At 60.0% G+C, this 17,329-nt stretch carries 14 protein-coding genes; 12 read left to right on the top strand and 2 right to left on the bottom strand.

The features are described 5' to 3' along the window. Positions 1–41 precede the first annotated feature (41 nt). From nusA to gyrA, 12 genes are all read left to right on the top strand, one after another. Positions 42–1,547: a transcription termination factor NusA gene (nusA, locus tag HDE80_RS18000; RefSeq protein ID WP_184673176.1), complete on the top strand. Its 1,506-nt coding sequence runs from the start codon at positions 42–44 to the stop codon at positions 1,545–1,547. A gap of 170 nt (positions 1,548–1,717) precedes the next feature. After that, on the top strand, positions 1,718–4,573 hold the full coding sequence (gene infB / locus HDE80_RS17995) for a translation initiation factor IF-2 (RefSeq protein ID WP_184673174.1): 2,856 nt from the start codon (positions 1,718–1,720) through the stop codon (positions 4,571–4,573). 183 nt (positions 4,574–4,756) lie between these two features. Continuing rightward, on the top strand, positions 4,757–5,140 hold the full coding sequence (rbfA, locus tag HDE80_RS17990; protein ID WP_184604729.1) for a 30S ribosome-binding factor RbfA: 384 nt from the start codon (positions 4,757–4,759) through the stop codon (positions 5,138–5,140). Between the two features lie 26 nt (positions 5,141–5,166). Continuing rightward, positions 5,167–6,102 (top strand): tRNA pseudouridine(55) synthase TruB, encoded by a 936-nt coding sequence (gene truB / locus HDE80_RS17985; RefSeq protein WP_184673172.1) that lies wholly within the window; start codon positions 5,167–5,169, stop codon positions 6,100–6,102. Between the two features lie 163 nt (positions 6,103–6,265). After that, entirely contained in the window at positions 6,266–6,535 is a 270-nt protein-coding gene (gene rpsO, locus HDE80_RS17980) for a 30S ribosomal protein S15 (protein WP_179481595.1), read from the top strand. Between the two features lie 81 nt (positions 6,536–6,616). Next, positions 6,617–8,725: a polyribonucleotide nucleotidyltransferase gene (gene pnp / locus HDE80_RS17975; protein ID WP_184604726.1), complete on the top strand. Its 2,109-nt coding sequence runs from the start codon at positions 6,617–6,619 to the stop codon at positions 8,723–8,725. Positions 8,726–8,850: 125 nt separating this feature from the next. Then, positions 8,851–9,999: a poly(R)-hydroxyalkanoic acid synthase subunit PhaE gene (locus HDE80_RS17970; protein ID WP_345776475.1), complete on the top strand. Its 1,149-nt coding sequence runs from the start codon at positions 8,851–8,853 to the stop codon at positions 9,997–9,999. A gap of 51 nt (positions 10,000–10,050) precedes the next feature. Further along, the gene (gene phaC / locus HDE80_RS17965; protein WP_255483923.1) at positions 10,051–11,082 is read left to right on the top strand and encodes a class III poly(R)-hydroxyalkanoic acid synthase subunit PhaC; all 1,032 of its coding nucleotides are present in this window, start codon (positions 10,051–10,053) and stop codon (positions 11,080–11,082) included. A 21-nt stretch (positions 11,083–11,103) separates the two neighbouring features. Continuing rightward, the gene (locus HDE80_RS17960; protein WP_343206009.1) at positions 11,104–11,298 is read left to right on the top strand and encodes a PspC domain-containing protein; all 195 of its coding nucleotides are present in this window, start codon (positions 11,104–11,106) and stop codon (positions 11,296–11,298) included. Between the two features lie 108 nt (positions 11,299–11,406). After that, on the top strand, positions 11,407–12,426 hold the full coding sequence (mtnA, locus tag HDE80_RS17955) for an S-methyl-5-thioribose-1-phosphate isomerase (protein ID WP_184673168.1): 1,020 nt from the start codon (positions 11,407–11,409) through the stop codon (positions 12,424–12,426). Further along, on the top strand, positions 12,420–12,833 hold the full coding sequence (locus tag HDE80_RS17950; RefSeq protein WP_184673166.1) for a GtrA family protein: 414 nt from the start codon (positions 12,420–12,422) through the stop codon (positions 12,831–12,833). Before mtnA ends, HDE80_RS17950 begins: the two co-directional genes overlap by 7 nt. A gap of 138 nt (positions 12,834–12,971) precedes the next feature. After that, positions 12,972–15,602, top strand: a complete 2,631-nt coding sequence (gyrA, locus tag HDE80_RS17945; RefSeq protein ID WP_184604716.1) for a DNA gyrase subunit A — start codon at positions 12,972–12,974, stop codon at positions 15,600–15,602. Positions 15,603–15,700: 98 nt separating this feature from the next. Here gyrA and HDE80_RS17940 read toward each other — a convergent pair whose 3' ends face one another. Together HDE80_RS17940 and HDE80_RS17935 are read right to left on the bottom strand one after the other, a co-directional pair. Continuing rightward, complete coding sequence (locus HDE80_RS17940) at positions 15,701–16,624, bottom strand: alpha/beta fold hydrolase (protein ID WP_184673164.1); 924 nt, start codon at positions 16,622–16,624, stop codon at positions 15,701–15,703. A gap of 68 nt (positions 16,625–16,692) precedes the next feature. Continuing rightward, the gene (locus HDE80_RS17935) at positions 16,693–17,175 is read right to left on the bottom strand and encodes a peroxiredoxin (protein ID WP_184673162.1); all 483 of its coding nucleotides are present in this window, start codon (positions 17,173–17,175) and stop codon (positions 16,693–16,695) included. Between the last annotated feature and the right edge of the window lie 154 nt (positions 17,176–17,329).

Here is a 17,329-nt window from a genome sequence, read left to right as displayed (position 1 = left end):
AGAACGATGGGACGCCGCTGGGCGCCTATGGAGTTGCTGCAATGAGCAAAGAACTTTTGCTGGTCGTTGATGCCGTCGCCAATGAAAAGGGCGTGCCGCGCGAAGTCATTTTCGAAGCCATGGAGGCCGCGCTGGCTTCGGCGGCGAAGAAACGCTACCCGGACGAAGAACCCGACATTCGCGTGTCGATCAACAATGACACCGGCGAATACGAAACCTTCCGTCGCTGGGAAATCATTGCCGACGATGGCGAGATGGAATCGCCCTCCTACCAGCTGCGTTTGATGGATGCGATCGACGAGCGCGAAGGCGCCGAGGTCGGCGAATTCATCGAGCAGCAGGTCGAGAACGCCGAGTTTGGCCGCATCGCCGCACAAGCTGCCAAGCAGGTGATCGTGCAGCGCGTGCGCGAAGCCGAGCGCCAGCAGGTCGTCGACGCCTTCGCCGATCGCGTGGGCGAGCTGGTCACCGGTATCGTCAAGCGCGTCGAGCGCGGCAATATCTACCTCGATCTGGGCAGCAACGCCGAGGCGTTCATTCCGCGCGACAAGACGATTCCACGCGAATCGGCCCGCGTCGGTGATCGCGTTCGCGGCTATCTGTACGAAGTGAAGTCCGAAGTGCGTGGTCCGCAGCTGTTCGTTTCGCGCGCCGCACCGGAATTCATGATCGAGCTGTTCAAGCTGGAGGTGCCGGAAGTCGGCCAGGGCCTGGTCGAAATCAAGGGCTGCGCCCGCGATCCGGGCGATCGCGCCAAGATCGCCGTGCTGGCCCACGACAGCCGCACCGATCCGATCGGCGCCTGCATCGGCATGCGTGGTTCGCGCGTGCAGGCGGTGTCGAACGATCTCAACGGCGAGCGCGTCGACATCATCCTGTGGCACGAAAACCAGGCGCAGTTTGTCATCAATGCGATGGCGCCGGCCGAAGTGCAGTCCATCATCATGGACGAGGAAAAGCACTCGATGGATATCGCGGTAGCCGAGGACAAACTGTCCCAGGCGATCGGTCGCGGTGGCCAGAACGTACGTCTGGCCAGCAAGCTCACCGGCTGGCAGCTCAATGTGATGACTCAGGATCAGGTCACCGCCAAGAGTGAGTCCGAGCAGGAGGCCGCGCGCCAGCTGTTCATGGACAAGCTTGAAGTGGATCAGGAAATCGCCATTATCCTGGTACAGGAAGGCTTCTCCAGCGTCGAGGAAATTGCCTACGTACCTAGCGCCGAGCTGCTGGCGGTCGAAGGCTTCGACGAGGACATCGTCGAAGAACTCCGTGCCCGTGCCCGTGACGCACTGCTCACCGAGGCACTGGCAGCGGAGGAGGGTGTGGGTGACCATCAGCCTTCCGACGAGCTGCTGGCGCTCAAGGGCATGGACGAAGCGACGGCCTATGCACTGGCTGCGCGCGAAGTCAGCACGGTTGACGACCTCGCGGATCTGGCTGTTGATGACCTGATCGATATCGAAGGCATGGACGAAGCGCGGGCTGCCGCACTGATCATGGCTGCACGAGCGCCGATGATCGAGCGACTGGAGAAAGGCGGCTAACCCGCGGACAAGGCTGCGCCCTGGATGGGCGCGCCGAGAAAGGTTTCCTTCGGGGCCTTTCACCATGGATGGCGGTGGCGGTGCAACTTATCGCGGCACAGTCGATAAGGACCGATGAGGTCCGAGGGCCGAAGAAGGCCCAAGCGCGGAAACGGCGGAGCAACAAAACGATGTCGGACACGATCAAACAACTCGCCCATACACTGGGCATGCCCGTCGACCGGCTGCTCAAGCAGCTTGGTGAAGCCGGCATGGAATTCTCCGACCAGGAGCAGACCATCAGCAGCACCGAAAAGGTGAAGCTGCTCGGATTCCTGCGTCGCACACACGGCAAGAACGAAGTGACTGCCGAGGCCGATGACAGTGCACCGCGCCAGATCACTCTCAAGCGCCGTACCGTTGGCGAACTGAAGATCGCCACGCCTGGCGCCCGCGGCACGGTGGGCACAGCCAAGACAGTCAACGTCGAAGTCCGCGCCAAGCGTACCTACGTCAAGCGTAGCGTGATTGCTGAAGACGCCAGCGTCGACGGCGAGCGCGAAGATGCCGTACGCAAACTGCAGGAATCCCAGCAGCAGCGTGATGCCGAGGAACAAGAGCGTGCCGACGCCGAACAGCGCCGCCAGCACGAAGCGCAGCAGCGCGCCCTGGAAGAGCAGCAGCGCCAGCAGGAGCATGCGCAGCGTCAGGCTGACGCCGCCGCTATCGCCGCCGAGCCGGTGGTCGCCAGCGAAGATCAGGCTGAGGCTGAGCAGGCATCATCGCCTGTCGTCGAGGTGCCGTCGACGCCGAGCGCTGATGAACCGTTTGTCACCCAGCGTATGGATACGCGCGAACTCGGCATGATCCTGCCGCGTATCCACGAACCGCGCAAACGCGAAAAGCTGGTCAAGCCGGTGCCCGCACCTGCGCCGGCACCAGCACCAGCACCAACGCCAGCTGCTGCTCCGGCAGCCGCACGGGTGAGCCCTGCCGGCACTCCCGCATCGCCAGCCGCTGCCCCTGCGGGCGGTGATGCCAGCCGCAAGCCCAAGCATGCGCGCGAGCGCAACGAGAATCCCGGCAGCGGAAAGGAAGAGCGCGATGGCAGCAAGCGCTTTGCCGGTGGCCAGATGCATTTGAGCGAGGCCGATCGCGCCCGCCGTTCGTCGTCCAGCAACAAGCGTGGCGGCAAGGCTGGTCGTACTTCAGGTCGCGAGATGTCGCGCGGCAGCAGCAGTGCGCCGACTGGTCCGCACGGCTTCTCCCGCCCGACCGCGCCAGTGGTACGTGAAGTGGTGGTGGCCGAGACCAATAGCGTGACCGATCTGGCCCAGAAAATGGCTGTCAAGGGTTCGGAGGTGGTCAAGGCACTGTTCAAGATGGGCGTCATGGCGACCATCAACCAGACCGTCGATCACGACACGGCCGTACTGGTCGTTGAAGAGCTGGGTCATACGGTAGTGGCTGACAATCAGAGCAACGCCGAAGACACGTTGGCCGCGCACACCCAGAACGTCGAGCTGGAAGGCGACAAGATCACCCGTCCGCCGGTGGTGACCATCATGGGTCACGTCGATCATGGCAAGACCTCGCTGCTCGACTACATCCGTCGCACCAAGGTGGCCTCGGGCGAAGCGGGTGGCATCACGCAGCATATCGGCGCGTATCACGTCGAAACCTCGCGTGGCGTCATCACCTTTCTCGACACGCCCGGCCATGCTGCGTTTACCTCGATGCGTGCTCGTGGCGCGCAGTCGACCGATATCGTGGTGCTGGTGGTGGCAGCCGATGACGGCGTCATGCCACAGACTGTCGAAGCGGTGAAGCACGCGCGCGCCGCCAAGGTGCCGCTGATCGTCGCGGTCAACAAGATGGATAAGGACGGCGCCAACCCGGAGAACGTCAAACAGGGTCTGGTGCAGTACGAAGTCGTGCCGGAAGACTGGGGCGGCGACGTCCAGTTCATCCCGGTTTCGGCCAAGACCGGTACCGGTGTCGATGATCTGCTCGATGCGATCTCGATCCAGGCCGAAGTGATGGAGTTGAAGGCCGTGGCCGATGGCCGCGCCTCCGGCGTGGTGATCGAATCCAGCCTCGATCGTGGCCGTGGTCCGGTCGCGACCGTGCTGGTGCAGCAGGGCACGTTGAAGAAGGGCGACTTCATTGTCTGCGGCGTTGAATACGGCCGCATGCGCGCGCTGATCGACGAAACCGGCAAACAGGTGCAGGAAGCGGGTCCCTCGATTCCGGTGCAGGTGCTTGGCTTGTCCGGTGTGCCGGAGACCGGCGACGACTTCGTCTGTGTCGATGACGAGCGTCTGGCGCGTGAAGTGGCTCAGGAGCGCGAGCTCAAGCGCCGTGAAACGCGCATGGTCAGCAAGAGCAATCGTCTCGAGGACATCATCGCGAAGATGGGGCAGGGCGTGGAGCAGCAGACGCTCAATATCCTGGTCAAGGGCGATGTGCAGGGTTCGGTCGAGGCATTGCGCGAGTCACTGACGCAGATCGGCAACGAGCGCGTGCGCGTCAATGTGGTTTCGTCGGGCGTTGGCGGTATCAACGAATCCGATGCCACACTAGCCGTCGCGTCCAAAGCCCTGGTTATCGGCTTCAACGTTCGAGCGGACGCCTCGGCGCGCAAAGTCATCGAAACCGCCGGTCTGGACGTGCGTTATTTCTCGATCATCTACGACGTTATCGATCAGGTCACTCAGGCGGCAACCGGCCTGCTCGGCATGGAAGTGCGCGAGGACGTCATCGGTATCGCTCAGGTTCGCGACGTGTTCCGCAGTTCCAAGTTCGGCGCCGTCGCAGGCTGCATGGTGACTGAGGGTTCGGTGAAGCGCAGCAAACCGATCCGCGTGCTGCGCGACAACGTGGTGATTTTCGAAGGTGAACTCGAATCGCTGCGCCGCTTCAAGGAACTGGTCGACGAAGTGCGTAACGGCATGGAGTGCGGTATTGCCGTCAAGCAGTACAACGACGTCAAGCCGGGCGACCAGATCGAGTGCTTCGAGCGTACGGAAGTCGCGCGGACGCTTTGACTTATGAACTCCCTCTCCCCTGCGGGGAGAGGGTTGAGGTGAGGGGCCAAGGCCTGGCATAAGCTTCCTTTGTTCGAGCTTTTCGCAACGCCAGCCCCTCACCCGTACCTCTCCCCAGTAGGGAGAGGGGACAAGGTCATCGCCGCTATGCGGCGCTGTACCTTTATTTGATTGGAGTCTCTTATGCCATCCCGTGATTTCAAACGTACCGACCGTATCGGTGCCGAGCTGCGCCGCGAACTGGGTTTGCTGGTGCACGCGGCGGTGCGCGATCACGGCTTGCCGTCGGTCAGCGTGTCCGATGTGGAGATCACTCGTGATCTGGATTGGGCCACGGTGTGGGTGACTGCGTTGATGCCTGAGCAGGGTCTGCCGGCGGTCAAGGCGCTGAACGAGATCGGCCACGAAATCCGTCATTCGCTGGCGCACAGCGGCATGCGCATGCGGCGGGTGCCGGAGCTCAAGTTCAAATATGACGATTCGGTCGACAAGGGCGAGCGCATCGAGTCATTGCTGCGCGATCAGGCGCGTGATCTGTTGCCGCCTGCTGGCGACAAGAAAGACTGAAACATCAACGTGGTGACACTGAATTGATGAGTCGTCTGAATCGTCCACCGCGGATTCAAAACCGCGATCTGCACGGCATCCTGTTGCTCGACAAACCTCTGGGCCTGAGTTCCAACCAGGCGCTGCAAGCGGTACGCCGCCTGTTGTGCGCGGCCAAGGGCGGCCACACTGGCGCCCTCGATCCGCTGGCCACTGGCCTGCTGCCTTTGTGTTTCGGCGAGGCAACCAAACTGGCCGGGAGCCTGCTGGGTTCGCGCAAGGCCTATGTTGCCGAATGCCAACTCGGCGTTACCACGGATACGGCGGACAAGGAGGGCGAGGTTTTGCTGAGCCGCCCCGTGCCCGCACTGGACGAGGCTGTCATCGAAAAGGCACTGGCCAAACGGCGTGGTCGCATCCTGCAGGTGCCGCCGGTGTATTCGGCGCTCAAGCAGGACGGCGAGCGGCTGTACGTCAAGGCGCGTCGGGGCGAAGCCGTCGATGTGCCACCGCGCGAGGTCGACGTTTATCGTCTCGATCTGCTCTCCCGGACCGCCGACACGCTGACTCTGCACATCGAATGCGGTTCGGGTACCTATGTCCGCTCGCTGGCGGTGGATATCGGCGAGGATTTGGGCTGCGGTGCACATGTCACCGTGCTCCGGCGCCTTTGGGTCGAACCATTCCGCGAGCCACAGATGGTGACGATCGAGGCGCTGCAGCTGGCTGCTGAACAAGGTGACGAGGAACTGCTGAAATGGCTGCTTCCGGTGTCGGCTGGCTTGTCCGACCTGCCTGTCGCCCACCTTGATGATGCGCAAAGCATGGCCATTTCACGTGGCCAGAAAATCCAGCTGAATCCCGTTCCGCCGGTCGGTCAATGTGCCGCTTATGCCAGCGATGGCGCCTTGCTTGCGTTACTTGAGGTCGATATCGACGGATTTACCCGTATCGTGCGCGGTTTCAACCTGCCGCCGGGCTAGCGGATTTATCGTGATAATCCGCTGCGCACTTGTTGTAACACCACTCCGGTCAGTAGAATAGACAGGTTATTTAAACGCTTTCATTCATTAGGCGAAGCTTACGCAACGTCATTCGTGGTGACGTTGCGTAAGCTTCGCATCGCTTTTCAAGGAATACATACTCATGTCTCTCACCGTAGAACAAACCGGCAAGATCATTGCTGATTTCGGCCGCGTCCCCAACGACACCGGTTCGTCGGAAGTCCAGGTTGCGCTGCTGTCAGCTCGTATCGACCATCTCACCAGCCACTTCAAAGAGCACAAGCAGGATCACCATTCCCGCCGTGGCCTGCTGAAGCTGGTCAACCAGCGCAAGCGTCTGCTCAGCTATCTGAAAGATCGCGATCTTGCGCGTTATCAGACCCTGATCGAACGCCTCGGCCTGCGTAGGTAATTCGTGCGTTCGTCATGAACGCAAAGATCAAGAGGCGCTCATCCATGAGCGCACTTCTCAATCAGATCAGGACAAATCAACGTGGCAAAAGTAACCAAGTCATTCCAGTACGGTAGTCACGAAGTCACTCTGGAGACGGGCGAAATTGCCCGCCAGGCGTCCGGCGCGGTGATGGTCAGCATGGGCGGTACGGTGGTGCTGGTCACTGCCGTCGCCGCAACCAAGCAGAAAGAAGGTCAGGATTTCTTCCCGCTGACGGTGGATTACGTCGAGAAGTTCTATTCCGCCGGTCGTATCCCCGGCGGTTTCTTCAAGCGCGAAGGTCGCCCGACCGAGAAGGAGACGCTGACCTCGCGTCTGATCGATCGTCCGGTGCGTCCGCTGTTCCCGGAAGAATTCAAGAACGAAGTGCAGGTCATTGCGCAGGTCGTGTCGCTGAACCCGGAAGTCGACGGCGACATCGCCGCGCTGCTCGGTGCTTCTGCAGCATTGAGCCTGGCCGGTATCCCGTTCAAGGGTCCGATCGGCGCTGCGCGCGTGGGTTATGCCAACGGCCAGTACCTGCTCAACCCGACCCACACTGAGTTGAAGACGTCCGACCTCGACCTCGTCGTTGCCGGCACCAGCGGTGCGGTGCTGATGGTGGAGTCCGAGGCCAAGCTGCTTTCGGAAGACGTGATGCTGGGTGCGGTGATGTTCGGTCACCAGCAGATGCAGGTGGCTATCCGTGCCATTGCCGAGCTGGCTTCTGAAGCCGCCAAGCCGTCCTGGGACTGGAAGGCACCGGCACAGAACGAGTCGCTGATCGCTGCCGTCAAGGGCGCCGTCGGCAGCAAGCTGGAAGAGGCTTTCCAGGTGCGTGACAAGCTGCAGCGCCGCGACGCGATCTCCGCGATCAAGGCCGAGGCTCTGGCGTCGATCAAGGGTCAGGCCGAAGAAAGTGCATGGCATCCCGCCGAGCTGTCGAAGGAATTCGCCGAGCTCGAGTACCACACCATGCGCGACAGCGTGCTCAAGACCAAGGTGCGTATCGACGGCCGTCAGCTCGATGACGTGCGACCGATTACCTGCCGCGTGGGCGTGTTGCCACGTACGCACGGTTCGGCGCTGTTCACCCGCGGCGAAACCCAGGCGCTGGTGATTGCCACGCTCGGCACCACCCGCGATGCACAGATCATCGATGCGCCGGAAGGCGAGTCGAAGGACCCGTTCCTGTTTCACTACAACTTCCCTCCGTTCTCGGTGGGCGAGGCCGGCCGCTTCGGTGCGCCGAAGCGTCGTGAGATCGGCCACGGCCGTCTCGCCAAGCGCGGCGTGCAGGCTGTCAAGCCCAGCATCGAGGAATTCCCGTACGTGGTGCGCGTGGTCTCGGAAATTACCGAGTCGAACGGTTCCTCGTCGATGGCGTCGGTGTGCGGTTCCTCACTGGCGATGATGGACGCTGGCGTGCCGTTGAAGGCGCCGGTGGCTGGTATCGCGATGGGTCTGGTGAAGGAAGGCAACGACTTTGTCGTGCTGTCCGACATCCTCGGTGACGAAGATCATCTCGGCGACATGGATTTCAAGGTGGCCGGTAGCGCCAACGGTATCTCCGCGCTGCAGATGGACATCAAGATCGACGGCATCACCGAAGAGATCATGAAGGTGGCGCTGGAGCAGGCCAAGCGTGGTCGTCTGCATATCCTCGGCGAAATGGCCAAGGTCATCACCACGGCTCGTCTCGAGATGAGCGAGTACGCGCCGCGCCTGATCACCATCAAGATCCACCCGGACAAGATCCGCGAAGTGATCGGCAAGGGTGGCGCGACCATCCGTTCGATCACCGAGGAGACCGGTGCCACGATCGATATCAATGATGACGGCACCGTCATCATCGCGTCGGTCAACCGCGAAGCGGGCGATGCAGCGAAGAAGCGCATCGAGCAGATCGTTTCCGACGTCGAGCCGGGCCGCATCTACGAAGGCAAGGTCGCCAAGCTGATGGACTTCGGTGCATTCGTGACGATCATGCCGGGCAAGGATGGTCTGGTGCATGTGTCGCAGATCTCCAGCGAGCGCGTCGAGAAGGTTTCCGACAAGCTGAAGGAAGGCGACATCGTCAAGGTGAAGGTGCTCGAAGTGGACAAGCAGGGCCGTATCCGCCTGTCGATGAAAGCCGTCACCGAAGACGAAGCCGCCGCCGGCGCCTGAGTCCAAGGTTCAGCGTGACATAGCGAGGCCCGGCTTTTATGCCGGGCCTCTTGCTTTTGCGATGGACGTTTTTCTGCGGGACGCTTTTGCTAGGATGAAGCGACATGAGTGACGAGAAATAGCGCGTGAACAAGCAAGCAGATGATTTTTTCAAAGCCGATGCCATGAAGGCCGATCTTATTAAGGATTATCAGGAGCTGGCTCGCCAGTCCTGGGAAACTTTTGCTGCCCAGATGCAAAAGCAGTTCGGCACGGCAGGTGCGGAGGGTTTTTCCAGATCGTCCTCCGCAAAAAACTCGTCAGCCAATGTCACGGTTGACCATGCATTGGCCGGTTTGAAGAGCTATGCGGACTGGTTGCAGGGTGCCGCAGCGAGCGTTTCAACGCCGCAAAGCGACTGGCGCCAGCAAATGCAGCAGCTTTTCGGAGGAGCCAGCCAGCCGTTCTCTCACGGCTTCGGAGGTACCGACAGTTCGGGCGCCAAGGCGTTTGTCGAACAATGGCAGGCGTGGCTGAATTCCAATCAAAAAACGGGTGCTTCCGGAGCGCAGCCGCAAGAGCAAGGATCAACGACTGGATTTGGCTTTGGCCATGAGCAGCACGCACAGCATCAGGCTCTCGCGGATGCGATCGCCCAGCATCTGGAGGCTTCACAGCGTTATCAGGTACTGATGCAGCGTTCCAATGCCCAAGCCATCGAAAAGATGCAGGCAAAATTATCGAAGCTCGCCAAGCCGGGTCAGCAGATCGAATCGCTGAAGGTTTTGTATGACCTGTGGGTCGACTGTGCTGAAGAAGCGTATGCCGAGACCGCGCTTTCGGAGGAATTCCGAGAAGCTTATGGCGAGATGGTCAATACGCAGATACGCGTGCGCGAGTTGCAGCAGGAACAAACCGAATATATCTGTCAGCAGCTCGGCATACCGACGCGCAGCGATGTGTCGAGCCTTGGCGAACGACTGCAGTCGCTGCGGCGCGAGGTGCGCAATAGCAAGACGTCGTCTGCTGCCAGCCATGCCGAAGAGATCGAAGCCTTGCGTCGTGATGTTGCTGCGCTCAAAGAGCAGTTGCTGGCCAGCAAGGCGTCACGATCCGTCGTCAGGAAAAGCCACGCAGCCAAGGCAGCCGTGGCCAAGGCTCCACGTTCGGCCGTAAAGAAGTCCGTTACCAAGGCGTCATCGGCAAAATCACCCAAGACCGCTGCCAAGAAAACGGCGGCTTCCACATCGCGCGAAAAGCCCGCTGCGCTGGCCAAGACACGCAAGCGCAAGTAAGGAGAGGTAGTGGTGCCGCACTCGCCGTTTCGGATGGACCCCGCCAAAATCATGGACGAAGTCAGCGCCTTCCAGCGCAAGCTGGCATCAGGCATGGGCCAGCTGCGGGGCGCGCGCCAGCCCGGATACGCGAATACGCCACGCGAACTCGTTTATAGCGAAGACAAATTGAAGGTCTGGCACTTCAAGGGCGAGAAAAAGCCTACTTCGAAGACGCCGTTGCTGATCGCCTATGCGCTGGTCAATACCGTCTGGATGACTGATCTGCAGGCCGATCGCTCAATGGTTCGCAACCTGCTGGAGCAGGGTGAGGACGTCTATCTGATCGACTGGGGTTATCCTGACGCTGTCGACCGTTGGCTGACGCTGGACGACTACATCAACGGCTATCTCGATCGCTGCGTCGACGCGGTGCTTCAGCGCTGTAAGCTCGATGCGATTGATCTGCTGGGTATCTGCCAGGGCGGTGTGTTTTCGTTGTGCTACACGGCGCTACATCCACACAAGATCCGGAACCTGATCACCATGGTCACGCCGGTCGACTTTCAAACGCCGGACAATATGTTGTCGCACTGGGCGCGCCTGCTCGACGTCGACCGGTTTGTCGATACCGTAGGCAATATCCCCGCCGCGTTGATGAATTACGTTTATCTTTCGCTCAAACCAGTGCGCTTGAATCAGCAGAAGTATGTGGGGTTGGTCGATATTCTCGACAGCCCGATCGAGCTGGAGAACTTTCTGCGGATGGAGCGCTGGATCTTCGATTCACCCGATCAGGCCGGCGAAGCGTTCCGTGAGTTCATCAAGAAGTTTTACCAGGACAATGGACTCGTCAACGACTCACTGGAGATCGGTGGTCGGCGTGTGCATCTTGGTGCGATTAAGCATCCTGTGTTAAATATTTTTGCGGAGCAGGATCATCTGGTGCCCCCGGATGCTTCGCGCGCAATGGGCAGGCACCTGGGCACCAAGGACTATACCCAGCTGGCGTTCAAAGGTGGCCACATCGGCATTTATGTATCCGGCCGCGCGCAACGTGAGGTGCCACCGGCGATCCATCAGTGGCTGCGTGCGCGCGACTGACTACTTTCAAGATGGGAGAGCTTGATGAATACAGAAAAGCGGTTGTATCGGTCGCGTACCAACAGGACTCTTGCTGGCGTTTGTGCGGGGATTGCTGATTATTTCGGATGGGATCCGACGCTTGTGCGCATTGCATGGATTCTCCTGACCTTGCTTGGCGGCTCCGGCATTCTGATTTACGTGATCCTCTGGCTGGTGGTGCCCGAGGCCTCTTGAAAATCACGCATTCGCTGCGTGCCGGGCGGATAGGTGCAGTTGGAATAGTTCGCTTTGAAGTTGAGCTGGATGTCGTCGCCGGGCGGTGGCTTCGGCGATAATGTGGGAATGACAACATCCGACAAAAACCTCGACTCCATCCGTGCCGTGCAGTGGCAGGGCGACCATCTGCGATTGCTTGATCAACGGTTGCTGCCATCGGAAGAGCGCTGGATCGATTGCCGCGATGCCGGACAGGTAACACAGGCAATCCGCGATCTGGCCGTACGCGGTGCGCCGGCCATCGGTATTGCCGCGGCCTGGGGCGTGGCCATGGCCGCACAGCAGAAAATCGATCTTGATGACGTGCTGTCTACGCTTCGGGCGGCGCGGCCAACCGCAGTCAACCTGATGTGGGCGCTCGACCGGATGAAAAAGCGCATTGCCGCCGGTGCGGATGCCGATGCCTTGCTGCGCGAAGCACAAGCCATCCAGGATGAGGATCTGGCAGCCAATCGCCGGATGGGTGAGCTCGGTGCCTCGTTGATTACCGCGCATTCTGGCGTGTTGACCCACTGCAATACCGGTTCGTTGGCCACCGCCGGTTACGGCACGGCGCTCGGCGTGATACGCGCCGGCGTGGCGGGCGGCCAGATCGATCACGTCTACGCTGGCGAAACGCGGCCGTGGCAGCAGGGCGCACGGCTGACCATGTGGGAGTTGGTGCGCGACGGTATTCCCGCGAAATTGATCGCCGATTCGGCTGCCTCACATCTGATGAAATCCGGCGCCGTGCAGTGGGTGATCGTCGGCGCCGATCGTATCGCCGCCAACGGTGATACCGCCAACAAGATCGGCACCTATCAATTGGCGATTGCAGCGAAATATCACGGGGTGAAATTCATGGTGGTAGCTCCCTCGTCCACCGTTGATATGGCGACGGGCACCGGTGAGGAAATCGAGATCGAGCTGCGTGATGCAACCGAGCTGCTCAGTACGGCAGGGCAGCGCACCGTGGTGGAAGGCGCGCAGGCTTGGAACCCGGTATTCGACGTCACCCCGGCCGAACTGATCGATGCGATCGTGACCGAGCGTGGCGTCATCGAGCGGCCTAACAGCATTGCCATGCAGGCGATGTTCGGATGGTAAAGCTGTCGCGGGAAATTTTTCTGTTCGCCGTGGGCGGTGTCGGCGGCCTGATTATCGACGCTGGCATCGTGCAGTTGCTGGTGAGTCTTGCGGGCTGGAATCCCTATCTGGCGCGCGTGCTTTCGTTTGTCACCGCAGCCACATTTACATGGTGGTGGAGTCGTCATTACACGTTTGCTTCGCGTCAAAGTAATCGCTCTGCTCATGCCGAATGGCTGCACTGGATGGGGCTGATGAGCATTGGTGCGGTGATCAATTACGGGGTATATGCGCTGCTGCTGCTGAACTTTTCGATCCTGTACCGCTGGCCGGCAATCGGCGCAGCAGCAGGTTCAGCGGTTGCAGCATTTGTCAATTTTGTAGCCGCCCGCAAGCTGCTTTTCAAAAGCCCTAAGGCATCAACATAAGTCATTGATTAATAAGATCTAAATCTTATCTTTTTGATGCCGTTCGTGTTACACTTTTAAGGTTGAATTCGGGTCATCTGCGGACGTGCTTGAGGCACGTCATCGCCGACCTTTTTTGTCCCCCAGGAAAGCTAATTCATGGCAGAGCTCGCCAAAGAAATCATTCGCGTCAACATCGAAGATGAGATGCGTCAGAGCTATCTCGATTACGCCATGAGCGTGATTGTGGGCCGCGCCCTCCCGGATGTCCGCGATGGTCTCAAGCCCGTCCATCGCCGCGTGTTGTTCGCGATGAATGAACTGGGCAACGTGTGGAACAAGCCATACAAGAAGTCGGCCCGCGTGGTCGGTGACGTCATCGGTAAATACCATCCGCATGGCGATCAGTCGGTCTACGACGCGATCGTGCGTATGGCGCAGCCTTTTTCGCTTCGCTACCTGCTGGTCGATGGCCAGGGCAACTTCGGCTCGGTCGATGGGGACAATGCTGCGGCGATGCGATACACCGAGGTGCGCATGTCGCGCCTCACGCACGAGTTGTTGGCTGATATCGACAAGGAAACCGTCGATTTCGGTCCCAATTACGATGAAAGCGAGCACGAACCGCTGGTGCTGCCGGCACGTGTGCCGAACCTGTTGATCAATGGTTCGGCTGGTATTGCGGTCGGCATGGCCACCAACATTCCACCGCACAATCTCAATGAAGTGATTGCGGCGACTCTGGCACTGATCGAAGATCCGTCACTCGGTATCGACGATTTGATGCAGCACATTCCCGGGCCGGACTTTCCGACCTACGGCATCATCAACGGTTCCTCCGGCATCATCGAGGCCTATCGCACGGGCCGCGGTCGTATTCTCGTTCGCGCCAAGGCCGAGGTGGAAACCGAGGCGAACGGTCGTGAAACGATCATCATCCACGAGCTGCCTTATCAGGTGAACAAGGCGCGGCTGATCGAGAAGATCGCCGAGCTGGTCAAAGAAAAGAAGCTCGAAGGCATCAGCGAACTGCGCGACGAATCCGACAAGGACGGCATGCGCGTCGTCATCGAAATCCGTCGTGACTCGATGGGCGACGTGGTGCTCAATAACTTGTTTCAGCAGACCCAGCTGCAGGTCACGTTCGGCATCAACATGGTGGCGTTGCTGGACGGCCAGCCCAAGCTGCTCAATCTCAAGGACATCCTCGAGGCGTTCATTCGCCATCGGCGCGAAGTGGTCACACGCCGCACGATTTTCGAATTGCGGAAGGCGCGCGCACGCGCGCACATTCTCGAAGGCCTCACCGTCGCGCTGGCCAACATCGACGAGATGATCGAGCTGATCAAAACCTCGTCATCGCCGGCCGAAGCGCGTGAGCGCATGGTTGCGCGACATTGGGATGCCGGTCTGGTGCGCTCGCTGCTGTCGGCGACCGGCGCGCAAGCCTCGCGGCCGGAAGAGATGGATCCGCGCGATGGCCTGAAGGATGACGGTTATCAGTTGTCAGAGGCACAGGCGCTGGAAATTCTGGCCATGCGTCTGCATCGCCTGACGGGACTGGAGCAGGAAAAGCTTTCCGACGAGTACAAGCAGATTCTCGAAACGATCCGTGGCCTCATCGAAATCCTCGAAAACCCCGAGCGTTTGCTCGAAGTGATTCGCGGCGAACTCGAGGCGGTCAAGGAAGAGTTCGGCGATGCACGTCGCACCGAGATTCAGCATTCTCAGGAAGATCTCAACGTACTTGACCTGATCACGCCCGAAGACGTGGTGGTCACGCTATCGCATACCGGTTACATCAAGCGTCAGCCGGCTAGTAGCTATCGCTCGCAACGTCGCGGCGGCAAGGGGCGTTCGGCATCCGCGCTGAAGGACGAGGATTTCGTCGAGCAGCTGTGGGTGGTCAATACGCACGACACCCTGCTGACCTTTACCAGCACCGGACGCGTCTACTGGCTCAAGGTCTACCAGATGCCGGAAGCCGGCTCGGGTGCGCGTGGCAAGCCGATCGTGAACCTGTTGCCGCTTGGCGAAAACGAGAAGGTACAGGCCGTACTGCCGGTGCGCGAGTACACGGAGGATCGCTTCGTGTTCTTTGCCACGCGCCACGGCACGGTCAAGAAAACACCACTGACCGAATTCGCGTTCCAGCTGCAGAAGGGCAAGATCGCGATCAAGCTCGATGAGGGCGATGCGCTGGTCAACGTGGAACTGACCAACGGCAACAGCGACATCTTGCTCTTTGCCTCCAATGGCAAGGTCAATCGTTTCGATGAGAACACTGTGCGCTCGATGGGGCGCACAGCGGGTGGCGTACGCGGCATGCGTCTGGCCAAGGACGAGAACGTGGTGTCGCTGATCGTGGCGGACGAGGGCGCGGCTTCTGGTGGAGATATCCTCACCGCCACCGAACGTGGCTACGGCAAGCGCACACAACTGGCCGAATTCCCAAAGAAAGGACGCGGCACTCAGGGCGTGATCGGCATCCAGTGCTCCGAGCGTAATGGTGCCCTGGTCGCGGCGACGCAGGTCACCGAAGCGCACGAGCTGATGCTGATCTCGAATCAGGGCACGCTGGTCCGTACACGCGTCGCTGAAGTGTCGCAGCTCAGCCGCAATACCCAGGGCGTTACCTTGATCAAGCTGCCGGCGGATGAAAAGCTGGTCAGCGTGATGCGGCTGGATGCGGAAGAGGGCAACGGCGAGGAGGGTGAGATAGTCGATGGAACCGCTCCTGTCGACGGAAGCGGCTCCGCTGACGTTGAGCCGACGCCTGCCGAGGACTGATAGAAAGTTCCTCGTGAACAAAAAAGCCCCGGTCATGCCGGGGCTTTTTTGTTGCTGCTGCTAGTGGGTCATGTACATTCACATAGTTTTTGGTTGCGTTATTTGGGCAGCGACGCCAACCAACGCAATACGGCCTGGGATAATTCCGTGCGCTGATCGGAATAGGCATGATCGGTCGCCAAATGCACCGCAGTCACCTTGGTGTCGCCGGCCTGATGAAGAGCCTCGGCAAATGTCTCGTTCTCTGTTGCCAGGCCATCGTCCGATGTCACGATCAGGGCCGTGCGGTCTTTCAATGCGTCGACTTTCGCCTGGAAGCTCCAGCTGGCTGCGTGGTCAGCGACATCGTGTGCCAGCCCATTTGGCGTGCATCCGCTAAGAGGTGCCATGCCCTCCTGTGCCAGGCCTATGCCCAAATTTTCAATGGCGGCCAATTTTTGATCCTTGTCCAGTGATTTCAGAAAGCGCCCTCCGAAATCTGCGGCCGAGATGGTTGCAAAAGCCTTGATGGCTGGGTCTTTCGCCGCGGCTTCGACTGCCATGAAGCCGCCCATGCTGTGTCCGATCAACACGATGCGCCTCGGGTCCAACCGCAGCTTCTTGGCGACTTCCGGTTGCCGCAGGTAATTCAGCGCGTCGGCCGTATCTTCAATACCGTGCGAGAACGAGAAATTTCCCGGCGTGCCCCACGACCCACGGTAGTCGAAGTAGAGAACATCCCAACCGGCGCGGCGCATATCCTGCGCCAGATCCAGATTGCGTTCGTTACCTGGAAAGCCGTGCAGCAGGATCACGGCCGGATGCGGTCCTGCTCCTGCCGCCACGTAAACCAGGGCGTTCATCAGCGATCCGTGACTCGGAATCTGCATCGTCTCCATCGAGGCACGGTTGCTGCCGCCGGGTGTTGCTGTGAGCTTGCCTGTAGTTGCCGACTGGGCCTGTTCGTTAGCGTGAACTGCATTCAATGCCAGACAAGCCGAAAGAAGCGTTGCCAGAGAAAAATGTATCGACGGCTTGGTCATGTGTTCTCCAGAATATTTGGACGGCCATAAGCGAAACGCTTCGAAGGTAGATGCACTGCTAGCCCCTCTCAATGATCGATCGCTGTCAGTATCGCCTCGGCTGTTGAAACCCGAAACTCGCCGGGTGCCTCGATCTGCAGCAGACGCACAACGCCGTCTTCCGCAAACAGGGCAAAGCGTTTGACGCGCACGCCCATGCCGAAAGCCGTACCGTCCAGTTCCAAGCCCATCGACTGGGTGAAAGCGGCATTTCCGTCAGCGATCATCAACAGCTCCGCCGGCACCTGCAGCGACGCAGCCCAGGCCTGCATCACGTGTGCATCGTTGACCGCAAGGCACATCACCGTGATATCGCGCTCGCGGAAGTCGGCCAGATGATTCACATAACCTGGCAGGTGTTTGTTGGAACAGGTCGGCGTGAATGCTCCAGGTACACCAAACATAACCACCTTCCTCACCGCGAACAGCTCGCTGGTTCGGCACTTCCGCACTTCGCCGTCGATCACCTGGACGGAGGCATCTGGGATCATTTTGCCGGGCTGGATGGTCATGCAGATCTCGGATGGAGGGACGGGATACTCCATGCTAGATCGCTTGCCCGTCGCTGTCGCGCTGAATCGCAGGCTGTCGTCGTCCTCGCTGAGCCGGTCCATCGACTTGAATCACCCGCGACCGCACCTATTTTCCAGTACAGGCGGTGGTCGC

The organism is Rhodanobacter sp. A1T4 (assembly GCF_014207185.1).
Taxonomy (GTDB): domain Bacteria; phylum Pseudomonadota; class Gammaproteobacteria; order Xanthomonadales; family Rhodanobacteraceae; genus Rhodanobacter.
Note: the sequence above shows the minus strand (reverse complement) of the source record. Positions and strands in the feature narration are given on the sequence as shown.